This is a genomic window from Psychroserpens ponticola, from assembly GCF_023556315.2.
Classification (GTDB): domain Bacteria; phylum Bacteroidota; class Bacteroidia; order Flavobacteriales; family Flavobacteriaceae; genus Psychroserpens; species Psychroserpens ponticola.
This window is the reverse complement of record NZ_CP116221.1, coordinates 777622-800589: the sequence shown is the minus strand read 5'-3', so window position 1 is coordinate 800589 and position 22968 is coordinate 777622. Positions and strand designations below refer to the sequence as shown.

Here is a 22968-nt window from a genome sequence, read left to right as displayed (position 1 = left end):
ACTAAACCCAAACACAAATATTCCGGTCTGTTTTATGATTTTAAAAACCCTTAGCTTGGTCAATTACAAGAATTTTGAAAGTCAAGATTTTGAGTTCGACAATAAGATTAATTGCTTTGTTGGGTTTAATGGAGTTGGCAAAACAAATGTCCTAGACGCCATATATCACCTATCTTTAGGGAAAAGTTATTTTAATCCTGTAGCGACTCAAAACATAAAACATAATGCCGAGTTTTTTGTAGTTGACGGGATTTTTGATAAGCACGAACGTACCGAAAAAATTATAGTTTCGCTTAAGCGAGGTCAAAAAAAAATGATTAAACGCAATGGAAAAGCTTATGAAAAATTTAGTGACCATATCGGATTTATTCCATTAGTTATCATTTCTCCAGCAGATCGTGACTTAATTATTGAAGGAAGTGACACAAGACGAAAGTTTATTGACAGTGTGATTTCACAAAGTGACAAAGGATATCTTAACAATTTAATTAGCTACAATAAAGTGTTATCACAACGAAATGCATTATTGAAATATTTCGCATTAAATAATACATTCAACCTAGATACTTTAGAGGTCTATAATGAACAACTTCATACCTATGGCTCAGAAATATTTAAGACAAGATCTGAATTTCTAGAAGCCTTTATTCCTATTTTCAAACAACGTTATGAAGCTATAAGTAATAAAAACGAAATTGTAAACCTTAGTTATAAAAGTGATTTGCATGAAGATGATTTAAATGCACTTCTTATGCAACGCATTAATAAAGACAAAGCTCTGCAATATACTAGTGTAGGCATTCATAAAGATGATTTAAGTTTTGAAATTGAAACACATCCAATTAAAAAATTTGGCAGTCAAGGTCAACAAAAATCATTTTTAATTGCTTTAAAATTAGCCCAATTTGATTTTGTAAAACAACAAAGTGGTGTCACACCTTTATTACTTTTAGATGATATTTTTGACAAATTAGATGAACAACGAGTCGCTCAAATTATTGGTTTGGTTGATAATAAGGACTTCGGTCAATTATTTATAAGTGACACACATGCTGAACGTACGGAAAATGTAGTCAAGCAAATTCATCAATCGTATAAAATTTTTAAACTATAATATGAATATAAAAAAAATTAGTTTATTCGTCTTAATACTTATATTTTTAAGTTGTTCAAAAGACCCAAAATCTTTTGTACCTCATCTTAATGGGTATTGGGAAATTGAAGAAGTAACACTTTCTGATGGTTCAAAAAAATCATATAATTACAATGACACGGTTGATTATATTGAAATCACAGATGGTTTAATTGGATTTAGAACAAAGTTGAAACCAAATTTATCTGGCACTTATGAAACGTCCACTGACAAAGAACGAATTGAGGTTAAAATAGAAAACGATAGCTTACATCTTATGTATTCTACACTTTATTCAAATTGGAAAGAAACCGTTTTGAATGCTGATAAAGACAAATTATTAATCATAAATACCAATAAAGATATGTACCTTTATAAACGGTATGTACCTTTAAATTTAGAGTAAGACTTAATTAAAATTGACATGGCAAAACGCAATAACGACAATCAACCCATTAGTGATATCTTAAAGGAATTTGTCGATGCTAATAATCTACAAACTGGCTTAGACAAAGTCAATGTAAGAGAAGCTTGGGCAAAAATGATGGGCAATGGTGTAAATAATTATACTACCAATATTATATTAGAACGCGACGTACTTTATGTACAATTAAGTTCAAGTGTATTACGTGAAGAATTAAGTTATGGTAAGGAAAAAATCATTAAAATGTTGAATGAATCTTTAGGTAAAGACGCTATTTACAAATTAGTCTTACGTTAGACTTCTAAAAATTAAGACATAAAAAAAGCACCTATAAAGGTGCTTTTCTTTTATTCAAATGAGTCCTGAAACAAGTTCGGGATAAACCGATTCACTCAAGTTTTGCTTAAACAAAATTTGGCTCTTTGCTTACTTTACATCCATCAATTCTACATCAAATACCAAAGTAGCATCTGGTGGAATTACACCTCCTGCTCCTGCAGAACCATAACCCAAATCGCTAGGAATAACCAAGCGTGCTTTATCACCAACGTTTAAAAGGCAAATACCTTCATCCCAACCAGCAATCACCTGACCAACACCTACTTGAAAATCTAAAGGTGCATTTCTTTTGTAAGACGAATCAAACACAGTACCATCAGCTAATTGTCCTTTATAATGTACAGAAACTGTTTTACCAGCTTCAGCAGATGTACCATCACCTTTTTGAATGATTTGGTAACGCAATCCGCTTTTAGTTTCTTCAAAACCTGAAGCTAATTTATCTAATTCAGCTCTTGCAGCTTCACGCTCAGCAGCTACACGCTTTTCTCTTGAACCTTCAAAAGTTCTAAATGCTTCAACTGCATTAAAGTTTTCGGCAGCAGCTCCAACTCTTATAATTTTTAACGTTTCAATAGCATCATCTTGCGAAATCGCATCAACAACATCTTGTCCTTCTTGTACTTTTCCAAAAACAGTATGATTGTTATCTAACCAAGGTGTCTCTATATGAGTGATGAAAAACTGGCTTCCGTTTGTTCCTGGTCCAGCATTTGCCATAGATAAAATTCCTGGAGCATCATGTTTTAAATCTGGATGAAACTCATCATCAAATTTATAACCTGGATTTCCAGTACCAGCTCCTTGTGGACAACCACCTTGAATCATAAAATCAGGAATTACTCTGTGGAATTTCAATCCATCATAATAAGGAGTTCCTTGAGGCTTAGCAGAATTCTCTAAATTACCTTCGGCTAAAGCAACAAAGTTACCTACTGTTCCTGGTGTTTTTTCAAATTCTAAAGCGACTAAAATTTCGCCTTTTGTCGTATTAAATTTTGCGTATAAACCGTCTTTCATGTTGTTTTATTTTAATTGAGGTGCAAAGATACACAATGATTTATGATATCCGAATTAGGATTTATGAAATTAGAAATGAAGTCACGTGTTTTTATCATCGTAATATTGCATTATTACCAAAAAATTATTATCTATTGTAATTTTGTACAAGTCATTATTAAAACTAATTTTACCTAAAATTCTTATTCATGAGCTTTATCACCAAATTAAAGTCAGCTTTCGGAAAACCTAAAACCATAAAAAAAGGTCAAGTTGATGATCATACTAATGCTATTATTAATGATATTGACAATGATCCTTTTGCTATTTCAGAATCTAATGTGCTTTATGCAGGACTTAACGAATTAGGAGGTTACTATTTTTTTCAAACTGTTATCGTTGGAACGTTTCATGTTAAAACAGTTAAAGGTGCACAACTAAAAGTTTTGGGCCATGATTTTGAATTGGTATTAAATTCTGATATGATAGAGTTAGAATCTGATCATTCTAGTGTTTCAAATAGAAGTATTTCGAAAATAGATTTTCAAATTGAGGAAGTTGATGCAGCAAGAATAGATCGAGCTAACATAAAGCAACTTATTTTAACTTCAAAACAAGAAAACATCTTGTTCTCTATATATGAATTAAGTGATGAGGAAGAATAGAAATCTTAACTTTTTTCTTCAAATTCCGGACAATCTAGCCTAATATCTTCATTTAATAATTCTTTTTCTAGTAATTTACAATAATCTGTATCACCTTGCTTTTGATGATATTTGCAACCAAAACATGTACGCTGTATTGTTAACGTTCCATTTTGATTCAATTTATAAATTAATTCGCTCAACGTTTTGAAAATATTTTCAAGTTCTACCTTATTAAATTTATCGATTTGTAACTTTAGAGGAGATGCAAAATCATGAGTTTCTGAAACAATTTGAGTTCCTAATTGAGATAAGTGAATACTATAACTTCTGCTATCGCTCGAAGAATAATCTTTTAAAATCAATTGTTTCTTATCGAGAATTTTAACCGCGTCACTAATTGTAGGTTTTGTAACATTAAATTCTTTAGCTAAATGACTCACATTACATAAATCCTGTTTATGAAAAGCTACAAAAATTAAAATTTGAATTTGTATCGGACTTAAACCAACTTGTTTAGCTTTTTCCCAAAGTAACACTTTAAATACTTCAGACACACGCTCAAGACCTGAAACAATTTTACTTGAAAGATCTTCTACCTGATGATTGGGATTAAAAACACTGTTATCCATCATAAAAAAGCCTGCCGAATTTATGTCGACAGGCAAAGTTAGTCATCCTAATTAAATTAATTACAGTTTTTCAATTCAATTATGGAATATCCTTTTTTTGAAATATCATCAACTACTGATTCTGGTGCTGTTTCTATATGACAAAAATTACAAATGTCTGCAGTGAGGCTTTTAGTTTCAAATGTCTTAGCAGATAAATAAGAATTCCCAAAACTTATAATCTGTGTTTCATTCTTAAAATTACTAGGTACTAAAATATCAAAATGCATAGTTTTTCCGTCTTTTCTTTGAACATAAGTATCCCAAACTGAAACTTTCATAAGCTTACTGTTTTACTTTATAAGGCAATGACAAATCTCCACTAGCAATACTAAAGACTTCATAAACGCCAAGCATTGGAAGTTCTGTATTACTCGTATTAACTTTCAAAAATGCGGTAACACCATCATAATTAAAATCGGTTCTATTATTGATTCTATAATCTGGAACTACAACTTTAATGGTATTCATTTTTGCAGTTACAGGATAACCAGGTGAATCCATATACATTGGCATTCCAGGATTAGTTGGTGGCAAAACAACGGTTTCGTCTGCTTTTTGAAATTGTTTAACTGAAAGTCCGCCAGCAACTCTTTTATCTTCATGCAAGACGACCCAATGTGGATGCCATACAATACCATCATTATTATAAATATTGTCGCTATTCTCATCCCATAATGGCGTATCATCAAAATCTGGATGAGAGGTTAAGGCAAGCGCTACAATGCCTTCCGTTTGATTAAAACCAACATCTATGGGCTTTAAACTGGTAGGAAACACATATCCTAATACTGGAGCTCCATCTAATTGACCAGCTTTTATTGGTGTCGTTTGCGCAGCTTTACCATATACTGTTATTTCCCAAACGGTAATACCTAGATCGATATGGTGTGAAACATTTACTTCATTTATATTGAAGTCTTCATTGTGGTATTTGCCTATTTGAGCACAAGTATTATATGTTATGCTTGAAAATAAGGCTGCTGTAATTATTGATATAATTGATTTCATAATTGCTTGTTTTTACTATATTAAGGAATCCTAACTATTTATCGTCTATCAACTTTTAACATCAATCAATGATGCTCCAAAATTGATATGTAATATATTTCCATTTGGTGTTAGCAAAGCTGGAACAGATTCTACTCCTGCACTTTCTGCTTCTTGAATTCTTGATTGATTTTCTCCAATATTGACAATTTCAACATTTTCTGAACCGACTAAATTAATGATGTCATGTTCTGCACTTATACAAACCGGACATCCTGCATGATAAAAAATTGATTTATTCATTTTACTATATTTAAAAATTATTGCATTATTGCAATTCAAATATAGTTAGGATTCCTTACTTTATAAAATAAATTCATATAAAATATCAGTTTTAAATTCTAAATACTTGAATATAAATACATTACACTACTAAATTATTAGGTTTCAGGAATAAAAAGATTAATTAGCGACTTCACTCATAAACTTAATACGATACAAACGAAGTTCATCTTCCTCATAATCACCATCAAATTCTTCAATGGCATCAGAAATTTTATCAGTTTCAGATTCCATAAAATAATCATGGATTTCCTCTTGTTGATCTTCATCTAAAATTTCATCAATCCAATAGTTAATATTAAGTTTTGTCCCAGAAAACACAATAGCCTCCATTTCTTTAGTAAAATCGGTCATCGTCATCCCTTTAGAAGACGCAATATCATCTAAGCGTAACTTTCTATCTACATTTTGAATGATATATAACTTTATTGCAGAATTTGATCCAGTACTTTTAACAACAAAATCATCTGGCCTCATAATATCATTCTCTTCAACATAGGTAGAAATCAGCTGAATAAAATCGTTACCATATTTTTTTGCTTTACCATCACCAACACCATGAACATGACTTAACTCTTCAATGGTTATTGGATATTTCAAAGCCATATCGTCTAATGAAGGGTCTTGAAAAATCACAAAAGGAGGAACACCTAATTTTTTAGCATTACGTTTTCTAAGATCTTTAAGCATCTTCATTAATTTCTCATCAGCGACTCCACCTCCACCTTTAGATGCCGTAATAATGCCATCATCAGAGCCTTCATCAAACACATGATCTTCAGTCATCATGAACGATTTAGGTGATTTTATAAAGTCGTGACCAGCTTGTGGCATGCGTAATACACCATACGTTTCAATATCCTTTTTTAAGAAACCAGCCACTAAAACTTGACGAATTAGTGCCATCCAATAGCGTTTATCTCTATCCTTTCCTATTCCGAAGAAAGGTAAAGCATCTGTTTTATGAGAAGAAATTAATGCATTAGATGCACCAATTAAAACATTAACTAAATCTTTAGATTTATATTTTTCTTTTGTTTTTTCAACGGTTTCTAATAAAGTAATGACTTCTCCTTTAGCTTCATGTTGCTTTTTAGGGTTGCGAACATTATCATCCATTTCACCACCTTCGCCAGTAGCATTATCAAACTCTTCTCCAAAATAGTGCAATATAAATTTTCGTCTGGACACTGAACTTTCAGCAAAAGCAACTACCTCTTGAAGTAGTGCTTGTCCGATTTCCTGTTCGGCAACAGGTTTCCCAGACATAAATTTTTCAAGTTTTTCAATATCCTTATACGCATAGTATGCTAAGCAATGCCCTTCACCTCCATCACGTCCAGCTCGACCAGTTTCCTGATAATAACTTTCAATACTTTTTGGCATATCGTGATGAATAACAAAACGCACATCAGGTTTATCGATTCCCATTCCAAAAGCTATGGTAGCAACAACAACATCTGCGTCTTCCATTAGAAACATATCTTGATGTTTGACACGAGTTTTTGGATCTAAACCTGCATGATAAGGAACTGCTTTTACACCATTCACTTGAAGAACTTGTGCTAATTCTTCTACTCGTTTTCGACTTAAACAATATACAATTCCAGATTTTCCTTCATTTTGCTTAACAAATCGAATAATATCAGCATCTACATTCTTAGTTTTTGGGCGTATTTCGTAGTATAAATTTGGTCTATTAAATGATGCTTTAAATGTGGTTGCATCAGTAATATCTAAACTTTTCAAAATATCCTCTTGTACTTTAGGTGTTGCAGTTGCCGTTAATCCTATGATAGGAATATTGTCACCAATGCGTTTTATAATATGCCTCAGGTTTCTATATTCTGGTCTAAAGTCGTGTCCCCATTCACTAATACAATGTGCTTCATCAACAGCCATAAATGAAATCGTAACCGTTCGCAAAAACTCAACGTGTTCTTCTTTGGTTAGTGATTCTGGAGCAACATAAAGAAGTTTGGTCACACCATTTGTGATATCTTCTTTAACGCGTTTGACTTCAGTTTTGTTTAATGAAGAATTCAAAACATGTGCGACACCTTCTTCATCGGAAATCCCTCTGATGGCATCAACTTGATTTTTCATTAAAGCTATTAATGGAGATACAATAATTGCTGTACCTTCTTTTATTAATGCTGGAAGCTGGTAACACATTGATTTCCCGCCTCCTGTTGGCATTATTACGAATACATCCTCACCAGTAACAACACTTTCAATGACACTCTCTTGAAGGCCTTTAAATTTTGAAAATCCAAAGTATTGTTTTAGTGCAGAATGTAAATCAATTTCTTTTATACTCATTAATCCCTATTAGTATTTTTGATACATTTGCATAAGACTAAAGATAACAATTTCTTTAAACCCATCAAACTCAAAAAAAATTAATTTTGAACAGTATTCAATCTATCCTAGAAACCGCTAGAAAAACTATAGATTTAGAACGTGATGCTATAGCAAATCTCAGTCATTTATTAACTGAGGACTTTGCAAACGCTGTCTCATTAATATACAATTCTAAAGGTCGTGTCATTATTACTGGTATTGGAAAAAGTGCAATAATCGCAAATAAAATTGTTGCAACTCTAAATTCTACAGGAACTCCAGCTGTTTTTATGCATGCTGCAGATGCCATTCATGGCGATTTAGGATTAATTTTAGAAGATGATGTCGTGATATGTATTTCAAAAAGTGGAAATACACCCGAAATCAAAGTCTTAGTGCCTTTGATTAAAAATGCTAAAAATAAAATGATCGCTATTACTGGAAATCACACATCGTTTTTAGCACTTCAATCAGATTTCATACTTAATACATTTGTTGAGCAAGAAGCTTGTCCGAATAACCTAGCTCCAACCACAAGTACAACTGCACAATTGGTTATGGGAGACGCCTTAGCTGTTTGTTTATTAGAACTTCGTGGTTTTTCTAGCCAAGATTTCGCAAAATATCATCCTGGTGGAGCCTTAGGAAAACGTTTATATATGCGTGTGAGTGATTTATCATCAGTTAACCAGAAACCTAAAGTTGAATTAAATACTTCTGCAAAAGATGTTATTGTTGAAATTTCAGAAAAAATGCTAGGCGTTACTGCAGTAGTTGACAACAATAAAATTGCTGGAATTATTACAGATGGAGATTTAAGACGGATGCTTACAAAGAGTGAAGATTTTATTCACTTGTGCGCCAAAGACATTATGGGAAGTAACCCAAAACGAATAGATGAAGATGCTATGGCAATTGACGCCATGGAACTCATGGAAGAACATGGAATTTCGCAACTTTTAGTTGAAAAAAATGGAGAATACGCAGGCGTCATTCATATTCATAACCTAATAAAAGAAGGCATTATATAATGGGAGAAACAAATACCAAAGAAATGTCTTTTTTGGATCACATTGAAGAACTAAGATGGCATTTAATACGAATCACACTTTCGATTTTAATTTGTGCTACTGTTGCATTTATTTTTAGTGGTTTCGTTTTCGAACATATTATTTTTGCGCCTAAGCGTATGGATTTCCCAACCTATAAATGGTTATGTCAAGTATCGCAATTTATAGGGATAAATGACACCACGTTTTGTGCTACAGAATTCCCATTTAGAGTTCAGAGTAGAACTATGGGTGGCCAATTTTCAGCTGATATTTGGACCTCTATTTTTGCTGGATTCATACTAGCTTTCCCTTATGTAATTTATCAGTTATGGAGCTTTATTAGTCCAGGATTACGCAGTAGTGAACGTAAATATTCTAAAGGTTTTATTTTCATGACTACATTTTTATTTTTCTTAGGCGTGTTATTCGGTTATTATATAGTGACACCATTATCTATTAATTTTTTAGGAAATTATAGTGTAAATGATCAAATTTCAAATGAGTTTGATATCAGTTCTTATATTTCATTAATTCGCTCATCAAGTTTAGCCTCTGGCCTTGTATTTCAGTTACCAATCATTATTTATTTCTTAACAAAAGTTGGGTTGGTTACACCACAAATCTTGAAAAAATACAGAAAATTTGCATTGGTTATTGTGCTAGTGCTTTCTGCTATAATTACACCTCCAGATTTAGCAAGTCAAGTTATTGTTGCTATTCCTATTTTAGTATTATACCAAGTAAGTATTTATATCTCTAAAGTTGTTTTACGAAACCTAAATAAAAAAAAGAAAGCCAATGTCTGATGTAGTTTCTGAATTTAATGCCTATCGTTCAAAAATGAATGATGCTATTTTAGCAGATAATAATAAAATTATTAAACGTATTTTTAATCTAGACACCAATGCGTTTGCTGAAGGTGCTTTAGATAAAAAAACTAAAGAATTATTAGGCCTTGTTGCATCAACAGTACTTAGATGTGACGATTGTATTAAATATCATTTAGAATCCACTCATAAAGAGGGACTAAAAAAAGAAGAAGTCGTTGAAGCTTTAAGTATAGCAACTTTAGTTGGTGGTACTATAATAATTCCGCACTTAAGACGTGCTTATGAGTATTGGGATGCTTTAGAAGATCAAACAACTTCGGAGAGTTAAACTTTTAATAAAGAAAAAGCTTGTCCTAGTAAATTTACTATTTTAGCAATCATGAAAAAATTAAGAGCCGATAATTTGATGAAATCCTATAGCGGAAGAAAAGTCGTTAAGGATGTGTCTTTGGAAGTAAATCAAGGAGAAATTGTTGGATTACTAGGACCAAATGGTGCAGGTAAAACAACATCATTTTATATGATTGTTGGTCTTATTAAGCCAAATGGTGGTCAAATTTTTCTTGATGATACCGAAATCACATCGTTTCCAATGTATAAACGTGCTCAAAATGGAATTGGATATTTGGCACAAGAAGCTTCTGTATTTAGAAAGTTAAGCATTGAAGATAATATCTTGAGTGTATTACAAATGACAAAGCTTAGTAAGAAAGAGCAGCAAGACAAAATGGAATCTTTAATTGAAGAATTCAGTTTGGGACACATTAGAAAAAGCAGAGGGGATTTATTATCTGGTGGAGAACGTCGTCGTACGGAAATTGCTAGGGCTTTAGCCACAGATCCTGATTTCATTTTATTAGATGAGCCATTTGCTGGTGTTGACCCTGTTGCTGTTGAAGATATTCAGCGAATTATTGCCCAACTCACCAAAAAAAATATTGGTATTTTAATTACGGACCACAACGTTCAAGAAACTTTAGCGATTACAGATCGAACGTATTTGATGTTTGAAGGTAGTATTCTTAAAGCTGGTGAACCTGAAGAACTAGCTAATGATGAAATGGTACGCAAAGTATACTTAGGTCAGAATTTTGAGTTGCGCAAGAAGAAATTGCATTTCTAGAATTCCATTCGTAATAATTTAATCTACTTGCTATTTTAAAAGCCAAATAGTATTTAGCAATTATTTACTACTAGCCTTTTTCGAAAAAATAACACTTATCATTTTTTTTATCAGTTTAACCACTACAAGTGCAGCTATACCAACTAACAATCCAACAATAAAATCTCTAAGTATTGATGGGAGTTCTTCCAAGAAATGATGTAAAAAATCTAAATTGTGTATAAATATTCCGCCTGCAACCAAAAGTAAAGCTATAGTTCCTATAACAGATAAGCTTTTAATTATGATTGGCAATGCTTTCACGAGAAGAGTTCCGATTGCAAAAGCAACTCCTTTTTTATTTTTACTCATTTTAATCAATCGAAAACCAAAATCATCCATTCTAACAATGAGTGCAACAATTCCATAAACTCCTACAGTAGCAATAACAGCGACAATTGAAACTACTAAAATCTGAAACAATAATTCTTTTCCAACTACAGTTCCTAAAGCGATGATTACGATTTCTACCGAAAGGATAAAATCGGTAAAAATAGCAGACTTTATTTTAGATTTCTCTAAAACCAAAAGCTCTTCTTCAGTTAAGTCTTCATTCAATTCAACAACATGTTCATGCTGATGTGGTACAAAATATTCATAAATTTTCTCAGCACCTTCGTAAGCTAAATACACACCACCTAATACAAGGATAACTATTACTCCTATGGGTAAAAATGCGCTTAACAAAAATGCCAATGGAAGAATAATGAGTTTGTTTAGCATCGAGCCTTTGGTTATTGCCCAAAGCACTGGAATCTCTCTTGAGGACACAAAACCTGAAGCTTTTTCTGCATTTACAGCCAAATCATCACCTAAAATACCAGCTGTTTTTTTAGTCGTAATTTTACTCATAGCGGCTACATCGTCCATAAGTGCGCCAATATCATCTAATAATGCAAAAAACCCTGATGCCATTAGTTTTAGTTAATTAAATAAATTATTTAGTTGTTGCATTTTTTAGTATCGAAAGTACAATGTAAAGAATAATAATTAATGGAATTGCAATAAAATGAAAAAGCACCATTAAAAGAATACTCAAAACAATCAATATATATCTGAATTTATTATCTGAAAAATCGAAATTTTTAAATTTTAAGGCAAAAAGTTTAATATCAGAATTCAGTAAATAGCAACTCACAATAGTTAATACTATTAAAAACCACAGATTGGAAATTAATGACATAAAAATATCACTATTCTGAAATTCAATAATTAGAGGCAATGACATGATAAGCAATGTATTTGCAGGAGTTGGAAGTCCTTTAAAATAGGCTTGTTGGTCTTCGTCAATATTAAATTTTGCTAAACGATATGCAGATGCAAGTGTAATAAACAATCCGACTAGAGCAATTGGCTCTATATGCATATTTGAGACATTAAAATTAGAATTCCACGATTGAATTGGCATCATTTCAGGTGCTTCAACACTCATAGACATCAATTTAAACATAACAATTCCAGGTACTAATCCACTAGTCACCATATCTGCTAAAGAGTCAAGCTGTATTCCTAATTCGCTTTGAACATTAAGTTTTCTAGCCAATAAACCATCAAAGAAATCGAAGAAAATACCAAGAAAAACAAATAGAGCAGCTGCCACGAAATTATTATGAACTGCAAATACAACAGCAATACTTCCGCTGAGTAAATTAAGAAGTGTTACAAAATTAGGAATGTACTTATTTATAGACATGCATTCAATTTTTGTAAAAATAGCAAACTATTTCTGACTTATACAAGTTGTATGCAATATCTACATCATTTTGCAGTTTAATAGATGAAAAATATTATGCATATTTGTAAAAATTTTGCTGTTGAAAAAATACTTACTTTTTCTACTGTCATTAATGACATTGGTAGGCTCTGCTCAAACTGTTCGTAAATACTCAAATGAGTTTTTAAATATAGGTGTTGATGCGGCAGCACTAGGCATGAGCAACTCTGTAGTTTCTCATACTTCAGATGTAAATTCGGGATATTGGAATCCTGCAGGACTACTTCATTTGGAGGACAATCAATTATCGGTTATGCATTCTAGCTACTTTGCAAATATTGCCAATTACAATTATATTGCTTTTGCGAAACCTATAGATGATAGAAGTGCCATTGGTGTATCCTTAATTCGTTTTGGTGTTGATGATATTTTAGACACGACACAGTTAATTGACGACCAAGGAAATGTTAATTATGATCGTGTAAGTCTATTTTCAACTGCAGATTATGCTTTAACAATTTCTTATGCTAGGAATTTACCAATTCCAGGTTTAAGCTATGGCGTGAATGCAAAAGTTGTTCGACGAATTATTGGTGATTTTGCTAATTCTTGGGGATTTGGTTTAGATTTAGGTGTCCAATTTGAATCTAAAAACGATTGGAAATTTGGCATCATGGCAAGAGATATTACTACAACGTTTAACGCTTGGTCTTTTGATGACGATAAGCTTAAAGACATTCAAGATGCTATTGAAGGTCAAAACCAAACAGTTCCTGAAAGTACTGAGTTGACCATTCCTAAATTACAAATTGGAATGTCTAAGAAATACATCTTTCATTATGATTATTCATTATTAGCCTCTTTAGATTTAAACGTAAGATTTGAACAAAACAATGATCTTATTTCTAGCTCTTTTGCAAGTTTTAATCCTGCTTTAGGGTTTGAATTTGGTTATACAGATTTAGTGTTTTTAAGAGCTGGTGTTGGGAATTTTCAAAATGAATTACAATTAGATAACTCCGAAAGCCTCACCTTTCAACCGAGTTTAGGGTTAGGATTTAAATACAATGGGATTTATGTAGATTATGCGTTTACAGATATAGGTGATCAAAGTGTTGCGCTTTATAGTAATGTGTTTTCCGTAAAAATCGATTTTAGTATCTTTAGATAGTGAATAGGTGCTTATGAAGCTAAACGTATTATTTTTTTTATCTGTATTACTTTCTATAGCTACATTTGGTCAACAAAGACAGTTATCTAATCAAGCAGAAATATCAGTTTTAACAATTGGTCCTGGTGATAATCTTAATGATGCTTTTGGTCATAATGGTTTCAGAATAAAAGACAAGCAATTAGGCTTAGATGTTGTTTATGGCTATGGAGAATATGATTTTGACACACCTAATTTTTATTTAAAATTTGCTCAAGGCAAACTTAATTATCTCATTAGTAAACATTCATTTTCTAATTTTTATAAAATCTATAAGTATTATGATCGAACTATAGATGAGCAGGTTTTAAATTTATCATCTTCAGAAAAACAACACCTTTACGACTATCTCGTCAATAATTATAAACCAGAAAACAGACGATACCTCTATGACTTCTTTTATGACAACTGTGCGACTAGAATTAGAGATGTTACTAAACGTGTTACCGACAAAAACATTGTATTCTCTACATCTCCAGATTACAAAGCAAAAACTTTTAGGCAACTCATACACGAACATGTAGGTTTAAATACTTGGGGAAGTTTTGGTATTGATATCGCATTAGGCTCTGTGATTGACAGAAAAGCAGAACCTTATGAACAGATGTTCTTACCTAAGTATATTCATGATTTTTTTGGTCAAACTAAAATTAATAACTCGGAAAATCTAGTAAAGAAAAATACTACTATTTATAAAAGAAAAAATCAAAACACTGCTAACGAATTTCTTTGGAGTCCATTACTAATAATGAGCGTTATTTCGGTTTTAATTCTATTTGTAACCTATAAGGATCGTAAGCATAAACGACTTAGTAGATGGTTGGATGTTGTATTATTTGGATTGACAGGTATAATTGGTATTCTGCTATTATTTTTATGGTTTGGCACAAATCATTCAGCTACAGCTCAAAATTATAATATGCTTTGGGCATTTCCTTTAAACCTATTAATGATTCGACAGTTATTAAAAACACAAGTAAAAAATTGGTTTAAAAAATATTTAAAATTTTTAATCATCATGTTTTGTTTAATGACGTTACATTGGATTATTGGAGTTCAGGTATTCGCTATTGCACTAATTCCACTAATGACAGCTCTATTTATCAGATATATTTATATGCTTAAATATTTCAATAGAGTTTAAATCAACTTTATTGTCCACGATAATATAATATTGTACTTAAGGTTTTAACGACAATATTCAAATCTAAAAAAATACTTCTGTGCTTAATATAATACAAATCGTATTGTAGTTTAGTTAGACTATCATCAACTGAAGATCCATATCTTGTTTTAACTTGAGCCCAGCCTGTAAGCCCTGGCTTTACAATATGTCTAGTTTCGTAAAATGGTATTATTCTAGATAGCTCATTAACAAAAAATGGTCGTTCGGGTCTTGGACCAATAATACTCATTTCACCTTTCAAAACATTAAGAAATTGTGGCACTTCATCTAATCTAGAGCGACGCAAAAACTTCCCAAAAGTAGTAATTCTAACATCATTTTTTTGTGCCCATTTTGCACCATCACTTTCAGCATTTACAATCATACTTCTCAATTTCGTTATCTGAAATATCTTTCCGTTTTTACCAACACGTTCTTGAGTATAAAATAAAGGACCTCTATTAGCGATGAGATTGCCCAATAATATAATGGGTGTTAAAAGGATTCCAAATAACAGCCCAATTATAGAGAAGAGAACATCAAATGTTCTGTGAAAAAACAGATAAAGTGTATTTTGATTACTTCTGCTAAAAGGGAAATATTTATAAAAATCTTTTCCAACAAACTGAATAGGGACTCGATACGTTATTTCTTCATAGACTTGTGTGTACTCTCTAATTGTAAAACCATGCTCTAACAAATTAATTAAATCATGATAAATCTCTGTTGTTATTGTTTCTGAATCGTAACTAGCAACAAGGATTTCAGAGATTTTATGTTTTTGAATAACCTCCATAAGTTCATTAGGCTGAAATTCTTGCAAGCCTTTAAACTTAATTGGATCTTCAGATTCTTTTTCACAATTGATAAATCCTATTATTTTGTAATTTGGATCGGTTTCTTTTAATGGCTTAACGATGTTTTCAATATTAGAAATTTCTCCAACCAAAAGTACTTTTTTATAAAAACGAGGTGAAGAAATAAAAGTAGTATAAGCTAATCGCCATAAAAAAAGCATGACAATTATAATTAAGTAGAAGTAAATAATTTGTAGCCTATTCTCTGGTAGAAATGGTGTAAAGAATGGTGTTAACAAATAAAACAAAACTGTAGTTGACACAGTAATTACAATGTTTCTAAAAGTAACATCAAGTTTATTTGATTTCTGAAGGTCGTAAATTTCAAAAATAGTACCAAATATAGATATGTATAAAATTAGTACAAATAAAGCGACTCCGTTTTGATTATTAATTCTTAAATAATCAAAATCAAGAAACAACTCAATGAGATAGAGTCCAAAAAAAATGAACAATACATCAAAAATACGCAAGAGAATTTTACGTTCAGATATTTCAAAATGTATCCCTTTCTTTTTAGTCATTTTTCAAATTATTGATAAATATAATAAGTTAAAATAAGTTTATCACCTAATTAATGTTTAATGCGTTAAACCAAAGTAATTTTACTTGATTCCAATCAAATATATTTACTTTTTCTCTAGCATTTTGCACCAAAGAGTTTCTTTTTTTTGAATTCCTAATTATTGAAACTACAGCAGAACTCATCTCTTCAGGTTGATTAGGTTCAACTAAAATTCCATCAACTTCATGCTCTATTAAATATGGCATACCTCCAACATTTGTAGAAATAACAGGCAGACCTAAAGCCATCGCTTCAATTACACTTACTGGTGTATTATCATAATTTGTTGTGTTAATAAACACATTATACGCTCTAGATAAATTTATCCAATCTTTCTTTTCTAATTTGCCTGTGAATTTAATATTAAGATTTAACTTTTTTGCTAATTCTTCTACTGTTTTACGAGACCCATCAGCATCTGGGCCAACCATACATAAACTAGCACTTGGATATAATACTTTTAACTTATTAAATACATGCACAGCCAACTCTGGGTTATAAATTTTAGAAAATGAACGAACCCAAAGTAATCTTGGTTCATCATAGGCTCTATCACTAAGTGGATAATTATCAATTTTAATGGTATTAGGAATATGCATTATATTTTTAAAACCAACATCTTCAAAAGCATTTTTTAAATACATTGAAGGTGACACATTATGCTTTGAATTGTTAAAAATTAAGCGACTCAATTTAGGAGACCTACTTAGTCTTGACGTAAGATTTCCACCATGTAAAATGGGAATATATTCTATATTTAAAAGCCTACAAAACTGACTCACAACAAATGCATAATAAAAATTTTGAGTACTATATGTATCTATTAATACTATATCTATTTTTTTAAATAATTTAAGGCATGTCCAAACCATATCAAAAAGTCTAAGGATTTTATTAGCTTTTGAAGATGCGTAATGAATCACAAAACCTTCTGTTTCCAGCAAAGGTCCTAGAGTTTGGATTCCAGATAAATTTGATGTTTTATTGTTTAAGTTGTTTCCTATGTATAGGATGTTTCTCATTAGTTACATTTAAAAGTGCTAGTGCATATATAAAAGCTGGTGCTGCAATACGCATTGATGAATGATTTATAGTAGCGAACCAAAAACACAAGAATGCATAAAAATAGTAGTTTCCTTTATTTCTAGATCTAAAATCTAAAGGTTTAAAAATAAGAATAATCAACACAATAACACCTAACATACCATGTTCAGCCAAAACTCTACTCACTTCATTATGTGAGGTAACTCCTTGTCCCTCTTCTTCTATTCGTTGATCTTTAGCTCGACTAGATCCTATTCCAAAAAAAGGATTATCAATAAAACCTTGTATTTCCTTTTCAAATAAATCACCTCGTCCTGTTGAAACATCTTGTTTTTGACGTCCAGTGTGATCTTTATTAGCATATCTTAAATCAATAAAACCTCCTGTTTCACTAGAACTAATTACCCAAGTTACTGCCATTGTTGAACAAAAAATAAGAAATAGCATAACTATATTATTTTTTTGACGCCTCGATACTATTGAATAATAAATGACTAAAAAAGCCAAAATACACATTATGGCAGTTATAACTCCTCCTCGACTAAACGTAACAATGGCACGAAAACTCATTGCACAAAATATGATTATATTAAGAATTTTGAGACCTATTGATGGTGACTTTGCAAACAAACGTGCGGCAAATACAAACATTCCAATACCCAATATAGTTGCTACTTGATTTGCTCCCCAACCACCTGAACTTGCCCTATTTGAACCTGTATTTGATAATACTTCTTTCACACTCGGATTATATAAAAAGATATAAACAGTATGTGATACAATAGGCAAAGCCATATATAGAAGTAGTGAATTCACTTGCTTCATTGTTACTCTTTTATCATAACAGAATAAAACAGCTGTTCCTAGACATATTGGACCACTTAAAACAAAGGCAATATTAGTTCTAAAATTAACATCAAAACTTAATGTCGTTGAAGCCACAAAAATTGAAGGGATTAGAAGCAATAAATAAATAAAATAGGGATAACTATTTCCGGATAACCCTTTATAAAACATGCCAACTATAGAAAAAAGAATGACTATATATTTTACAGCTTCATACGAAAACGCGCCTTTAGTCATTCGGAAAAATACTTCGGCACCAACGAAATAGGCGCAAGCATTTAAAATTTCTATTGTTTTTCTACTACTAGGAGATAAAATAATTCGATATATAAAAAATCCAAATGCTAAAAAAAAATAAAACTTAGAAAGAGTTTCATTAAAAAAGACTAGCATTCCTAGGAGAATGTGAAGTGCAATTAGACTAATATAAGTAATGTTAGTTTTCAACTATCTGGAATATATCTGATATTAATTAACTTTTCGAATTACCCTTTAATAAACAAAATGAGCAATAACAATTTAAGAGAATATATTTTTATAATTATCTAAAGGAAACTTATAGTTATAGCTTTTTCCAATTATAAATAAAAAAAAGTGTATGATAAAAATTGGAATTAATGGACGAAATGTTTTTAAAAATGAATCATATACTTTATTCGAATAATTACAAATAAGGAAAGGTACATTGTCAGGATTTAAATAATTCTTGTCTATACTTTCATGTTCGACTGCTATACTCGTATTAAAAATTTTATACGAGACTTTTTTCCCTTCTCTAAGCAATTTATAAAATTCGGTTACTGATAGAGGTGTATCACCATCTAGATAAAATAAAGCACAATAAGACACATCAATCATTATCCATTTATTCAATTCTTTAATATATACTTCATTAAATGAATGTCCTCCATAATCTGTATTAAATGGTGCTCGAGTCACTCCCCATTCACGGACTTTAATATCATTAATAACACAAAAATTATTAAAGATTTGTACCATATCACTACAAACTCCGCCTTTTCCAGCTAACATTATTTTTAAGGCATCTTCAGAAGGCACACTAAGACCTGGTCCTCCATTTACATTATCAACTAACCAATTCCCTAATTTTTTAACGAGGTCAAAGTCTGAAATCTGTTCATCATTCTTAAATATGGTATCATTTATTTTGGTAAAGTAATTTGGAATATCTTTTTTGTCATTAATAATATTATAGGAATAACCCATAATCTCATTTATATTAGAATTCTTAGACAGAAGTCTAAATCTAGTCAAATATAAGAAGGGATGACGTTTAAGCGTCCAAAGTATTTTCTTTAATATCATAAATTTATATTACATATAATAAGTAAAACAAAGGCTAAAAATAAATTTTTTTTTTTGTTACACCTAATAAATAAATTTATAACAAAAAATATTTACTCTTCTCCTTTTCAATTCTTTACAAGTTATTTATTTATATTTTCAATTAATTGGTTAAAGTAGCCAATTAATTATAGTTTTTCACTTTCTTTTTCAAATAAAACCAAAGCCATCTCTTAGCGTTTACAGAAGCTATTTTGGTAAATCTAGCCTTTTCAATTCCTTTTATTGAACTTTGATTATCTACATTTACTATGACATATATATCTTCTTCTTTTTTATCTAAAACATCTTTAGCAATTTTATTAATTACATAAGGATAAATTGATTTACCTCTATGACTTTTTACAGTAACACAATCACCTATTGCAAGCCCATTCTTTTTAATCGAATTCAATAAAAACACATTCGGAATCAAGTAACTTTTATGAACAACTCTATCATTATCTTCAATGAAATAACGTGTTTTTTCACCTTCAACAGACGTCTTTATTGCATAATTGTTAGCTATATTAGTTGGTTTATAGTCTATCATTTGATATATATAAACATCAATTAAAACAATCTTTAATTTTCTAAGTAGTCTTTTCATCTGCTTAATTTTGAGAGTACTTTTGAAATCTTTGCCTTATATGGTTCTAAATACTTATCTAAAAATAAAAACAACTTGAAATAAAATCCATTTAAAACACTATGATAATGAGGGTTTTCATAAGGAATTGCAGTTGTACTAAATTTTGATTTAAAATTTAGCACACCTCTTGATCCACCCATTGATATATTATAACCATTAAAATTTTTATTGATAGACATTTTTAGAGCTTCCCATTGCAATACATAACCACTTAAAAGATTTGGATGTTCACGTTTTGTGCCTCCAAAAATGTAGGTATAAAAACCTCCTGATTGTACAATAAAAACAGCTCCTTTTTGATCTTCATCTTTGAATACTCCAATAAAATGAGCAATTCCTTTTTCTATAAGATCTAAAACGGTTGTTTTAAAATCTGTCCATGATCTGAGTGCATAACCATGTTCATCAGCATTTTGTTGACATAATTGGTATGCTCGTTTAATGTCAGATTCGGTAGTAAGTAACCTAAATGCATCATGTTTTCTTAAACCAGCTCTAATATCTCTTCTCGTATTTGACTTTAGGGTGTTCAATAATTCTTCTTCATTAAACCCTTGCAATTCAACCCAATTTAACCCATAACCACTATACACATAATTAAATAATTTTCCTTTTTTTAATATGGGTTCTAAAAATGAAACGTCTTGGGGTCTGTATGTATTTGCATGTATCATTTTATTTGATGATAATGGAACACTAATTTGCATGTAACAACAGCCTTTTTGCTTTGCTCTATTTTTTATTTCTGGCACATGAGTTTCAAAAAGATGTTCATAATCACTATCATAAACTAAACCATGAGGTATGATATAAAATTTAAAAAACATAAACTTGGGAATCACAGCACCATAGCCACCTACTATTTTATCATTTTCTAATACTAACCCTAATTCAAAATCAAAACCATAAGACTTATATGATTTCAGCCAATCTGATAATATTAAATGGCTTCCTTTGGGATTATTTACCAAAAACTCATCCCACTTCTTTAGCCAAGCGCTATCTTTTGTAAATATTAATTCCTTCATTTAACTTGTCTAGAAACTAATTTATAATCATTAATTATAAAAATCTCACCCTTTTCATTACAATCAAATACAATGTGATTAATTTTTTTCATATGCGTAATTAACTCCTTTAAAGTTGGATTCCAAATGTCTTTTGAATTTATTTTCTGAGACAAATATTTAAATCGTTCTTCTACTTCTGAATCAATTTTATCATTATCATCATCAAATAATTTTCCTTTATGATAATTCATTGGTGCGGAAAAATAAGTATGAGCAATAAACAATCCCTTTTCTCTAATTAACAAATCAAGATTATTTTTACTTAAAGCTCTCTTAAAATTGATCATTTCTAATGTTTGAAACACAGTAAATGATTTTCCATTTATAATATGCTCGAAAAATACTGGTGCGAATTCTGCTAATTGATATACCTTATGCCTTTTAAATCTCCAAAATAATATAATTGGTATAAAAAGCACCATCAATTTAATCATATTAACTGCAAAATACAGATGCTTAATTCGGCTTTTTTTTAGCTTTATTGTTTTAACATAATTAGCAACTTGTCTGTATAGGCTTAATCCATAATCATCATTAAAATAATGGAAAATTATATTTTTAATCATTAAACTAGTAACTGCTTTAACGCCTAGGTGATTGATGCCTTTATAAAACGAATGCAAGGTAAAATAGTTTGGATTAATTTGATTAATTACGCCGTCAACAGCAGTACCTGAATCTATATAACTCCATAACTTATTAATATGTCTTTCCTTTAAATGATTTCCGTAATTATCCTTTATTTCATCTTTACAATTAGACAAAGTAAAATTATAAGGCTGAAATCCATGATCTATCCAAGTGGAAATATTTTCAAAAGGAGGTTTGAAGGACAAAAAGTCTATAAAACTTTCTTCTTGTGACTTTAAAGACTGAGATAATGAATGATAAGCTAATTCATGACCATCTTTAATCCATTCTTCTATTTCATCCTTATTAAATTCAATCGAAGCGGTATCTTTTCGTTTTGAATAGTGGTTTAGAAAAAAACCCTTAGTTACTTTTATATTATGTTCTTTAAAAAAATGTCGTTGTTCAATTAAATTATTCAATGTATCAAAATCACAATGATCAGTAAAACATGCAATTGCAGAAAAAGGGAATTTAGATCTACTAACTTCAATTCCAAAATGATTTGAAAATAAAAAAGATAATGGTTCATCTAAATTAACCTTAGAAACTGCCTGAGTAATGTTTTTTGAATTACTCTTATCATAACTTGAAATTGGATTAGCATTATCAGGATTAAAATGCCAGAGTAAAATATTTTTTCTATTTGTATTTACATCCCAAATACCAATATTTTGATTAGACTGAACTATTTGATTGTTTTCTAACTTTAAAAGTTTTGGTGAGTACCAATTTGATATTCGTCTCTGATTAATATCAACCCAAGTGTAATCATGATTTCTGAAAGAAACTATAAGGCAATTAAATTCAATTTTTAAGGAAAAGGATGATAAATCACCTTCTAAAGCATCAAGCAGAACTTTATAATCATGAACAAAAGTAAAGTCAATGTTCTTGTTTATTTCCTTGCTTAAAAGCTGAATTGATTTAATCATATACTTTT

General features: G+C 30.6%; 25 protein-coding genes. 10 read left to right on the top strand and 15 right to left on the bottom strand.

Annotated elements, in window-relative coordinates:
• Positions 1–34 precede the first annotated feature (34 nt).
• The 3 genes from recF to MUN68_RS03495 are packed head-to-tail and all read left to right on the top strand — an operon-like array spanning position 35 to position 1853.
• Positions 35–1114 (top strand): DNA replication/repair protein RecF, encoded by a 1080-nt coding sequence (recF, locus tag MUN68_RS03505; protein WP_249995336.1) that lies wholly within the window; start codon positions 35–37, stop codon positions 1112–1114.
• Between the two features lies 1 nt (position 1115).
• Positions 1116–1538 (top strand): hypothetical protein, encoded by a 423-nt coding sequence (locus MUN68_RS03500; protein WP_249995335.1) that lies wholly within the window; start codon positions 1116–1118, stop codon positions 1536–1538.
• A gap of 18 nt (positions 1539–1556) precedes the next feature.
• Positions 1557–1853 carry a DUF721 domain-containing protein gene (locus MUN68_RS03495; RefSeq protein WP_249995334.1) on the top strand — a complete coding sequence of 99 codons (297 nt, stop codon included), beginning with the start codon at positions 1557–1559 and terminating at the stop codon, positions 1851–1853.
• Between the two features lie 129 nt (positions 1854–1982).
• Here MUN68_RS03495 and MUN68_RS03490 read toward each other — a convergent pair whose 3' ends face one another.
• Complete coding sequence (locus MUN68_RS03490) at positions 1983–2915, bottom strand: peptidylprolyl isomerase (protein ID WP_249995333.1); 933 nt, start codon at positions 2913–2915, stop codon at positions 1983–1985.
• A gap of 188 nt (positions 2916–3103) precedes the next feature.
• Here MUN68_RS03490 and MUN68_RS03485 point away from each other — a divergent pair, with 188 nt between their 5' ends.
• Positions 3104–3559 (top strand): hypothetical protein, encoded by a 456-nt coding sequence (locus MUN68_RS03485; protein ID WP_249995332.1) that lies wholly within the window; start codon positions 3104–3106, stop codon positions 3557–3559.
• Between the two features lie 5 nt (positions 3560–3564).
• On the opposite strand, the gene MUN68_RS03480 is transcribed toward MUN68_RS03485, so the two are convergent.
• The 5 genes from MUN68_RS03480 to MUN68_RS03460 form a co-directional block, all read right to left on the bottom strand.
• Positions 3565–4173: a MarR family transcriptional regulator gene (locus tag MUN68_RS03480; protein WP_249995331.1), complete on the bottom strand. Its 609-nt coding sequence runs from the start codon at positions 4171–4173 to the stop codon at positions 3565–3567.
• Between the two features lie 53 nt (positions 4174–4226).
• A complete protein-coding gene (locus MUN68_RS03475; protein ID WP_249995330.1) occupies positions 4227–4490 on the bottom strand; it encodes a DUF2024 family protein in 264 nt (87 codons plus the stop codon).
• 4 nt (positions 4491–4494) lie between these two features.
• Positions 4495–5220, bottom strand: a complete 726-nt coding sequence (locus tag MUN68_RS03470; protein WP_249995329.1) for a hypothetical protein — start codon at positions 5218–5220, stop codon at positions 4495–4497.
• A gap of 48 nt (positions 5221–5268) precedes the next feature.
• The gene (locus tag MUN68_RS03465; RefSeq protein ID WP_249995328.1) at positions 5269–5502 is read right to left on the bottom strand and encodes a thioredoxin family protein; all 234 of its coding nucleotides are present in this window, start codon (positions 5500–5502) and stop codon (positions 5269–5271) included.
• A 159-nt stretch (positions 5503–5661) separates the two neighbouring features.
• Positions 5662–7863: an ATP-dependent DNA helicase RecQ gene (locus MUN68_RS03460; RefSeq protein WP_249995327.1), complete on the bottom strand. Its 2202-nt coding sequence runs from the start codon at positions 7861–7863 to the stop codon at positions 5662–5664.
• An 86-nt stretch (positions 7864–7949) separates the two neighbouring features.
• Between MUN68_RS03460 and MUN68_RS03455 the strand changes: the two genes are divergently transcribed.
• The 4 genes from MUN68_RS03455 to lptB are packed head-to-tail and all read left to right on the top strand — an operon-like array spanning position 7950 to position 10889.
• Complete coding sequence (locus MUN68_RS03455; RefSeq protein WP_249995326.1) at positions 7950–8915, top strand: KpsF/GutQ family sugar-phosphate isomerase; 966 nt, start codon at positions 7950–7952, stop codon at positions 8913–8915.
• Positions 8915–9742, top strand: coding sequence for a twin-arginine translocase subunit TatC (tatC, locus tag MUN68_RS03450; RefSeq protein ID WP_249995325.1), 828 nt, complete (start codon positions 8915–8917; stop codon positions 9740–9742). Before MUN68_RS03455 ends, tatC begins: the two co-directional genes overlap by 1 nt.
• Positions 9735–10094 (top strand): carboxymuconolactone decarboxylase family protein, encoded by a 360-nt coding sequence (locus MUN68_RS03445; RefSeq protein ID WP_249995324.1) that lies wholly within the window; start codon positions 9735–9737, stop codon positions 10092–10094. The genes tatC and MUN68_RS03445 overlap by 8 nt, the downstream gene beginning before the upstream one ends.
• A gap of 51 nt (positions 10095–10145) precedes the next feature.
• The gene (gene lptB, locus MUN68_RS03440; RefSeq protein ID WP_249995323.1) at positions 10146–10889 is read left to right on the top strand and encodes an LPS export ABC transporter ATP-binding protein; all 744 of its coding nucleotides are present in this window, start codon (positions 10146–10148) and stop codon (positions 10887–10889) included.
• 60 nt (positions 10890–10949) lie between these two features.
• On the opposite strand, the gene MUN68_RS03435 is transcribed toward lptB, so the two are convergent.
• Together MUN68_RS03435 and MUN68_RS03430 are read right to left on the bottom strand one after the other, a co-directional pair.
• Positions 10950–11843, bottom strand: a complete 894-nt coding sequence (locus MUN68_RS03435; protein ID WP_249995322.1) for a DUF808 domain-containing protein — start codon at positions 11841–11843, stop codon at positions 10950–10952.
• A gap of 22 nt (positions 11844–11865) precedes the next feature.
• Complete coding sequence (locus MUN68_RS03430; RefSeq protein WP_249995321.1) at positions 11866–12621, bottom strand: CDP-alcohol phosphatidyltransferase family protein; 756 nt, start codon at positions 12619–12621, stop codon at positions 11866–11868.
• 121 nt (positions 12622–12742) lie between these two features.
• On the opposite strand from MUN68_RS03430, the gene MUN68_RS03425 reads away from it, so the two are divergent.
• Complete coding sequence (locus tag MUN68_RS03425) at positions 12743–13813, top strand: putative type IX sorting system protein PorV2 (RefSeq protein ID WP_249995320.1); 1071 nt, start codon at positions 12743–12745, stop codon at positions 13811–13813.
• Positions 13814–13826: 13 nt separating this feature from the next.
• The gene (locus tag MUN68_RS03420) at positions 13827–14996 is read left to right on the top strand and encodes a lipoprotein N-acyltransferase Lnb domain-containing protein (protein WP_249995319.1); all 1170 of its coding nucleotides are present in this window, start codon (positions 13827–13829) and stop codon (positions 14994–14996) included.
• A 7-nt stretch (positions 14997–15003) separates the two neighbouring features.
• Here the strand turns inward: MUN68_RS03420 and MUN68_RS03415 are convergent, their stop codons facing one another.
• The 7 genes from MUN68_RS03415 to MUN68_RS03385 all read right to left on the bottom strand — a co-directional run bounded on the left by MUN68_RS03415 (position 15004) and on the right by MUN68_RS03385 (position 22960).
• Complete coding sequence (locus tag MUN68_RS03415; protein ID WP_249995318.1) at positions 15004–16398, bottom strand: sugar transferase; 1395 nt, start codon at positions 16396–16398, stop codon at positions 15004–15006.
• Positions 16399–16444: 46 nt separating this feature from the next.
• Positions 16445–17461 (bottom strand): glycosyltransferase family 4 protein, encoded by a 1017-nt coding sequence (locus MUN68_RS03410; protein ID WP_249995317.1) that lies wholly within the window; start codon positions 17459–17461, stop codon positions 16445–16447.
• Entirely contained in the window at positions 17421–18776 is a 1356-nt protein-coding gene (locus MUN68_RS03405; protein WP_249995316.1) for an O-antigen ligase family protein, read from the bottom strand. The genes MUN68_RS03410 and MUN68_RS03405 overlap by 41 nt, the downstream gene beginning before the upstream one ends.
• Before the next feature lie 72 nt (positions 18777–18848).
• Complete coding sequence (locus tag MUN68_RS03400; protein ID WP_249995315.1) at positions 18849–19655, bottom strand: transglutaminase-like domain-containing protein; 807 nt, start codon at positions 19653–19655, stop codon at positions 18849–18851.
• Positions 19656–19818: 163 nt separating this feature from the next.
• Entirely contained in the window at positions 19819–20283 is a 465-nt protein-coding gene (locus tag MUN68_RS03395; protein WP_249995314.1) for a hypothetical protein, read from the bottom strand.
• Entirely contained in the window at positions 20280–21353 is a 1074-nt protein-coding gene (locus tag MUN68_RS03390) for a lipid II:glycine glycyltransferase FemX (protein ID WP_249995313.1), read from the bottom strand. The genes MUN68_RS03395 and MUN68_RS03390 overlap by 4 nt, the downstream gene beginning before the upstream one ends.
• Positions 21350–22960 carry a polysaccharide deacetylase family protein gene (locus tag MUN68_RS03385; protein WP_249995312.1) on the bottom strand — a complete coding sequence of 537 codons (1611 nt, stop codon included), beginning with the start codon at positions 22958–22960 and terminating at the stop codon, positions 21350–21352. The genes MUN68_RS03390 and MUN68_RS03385 overlap by 4 nt, the downstream gene beginning before the upstream one ends.
• Positions 22961–22968: the final 8 nt, after the last annotated feature.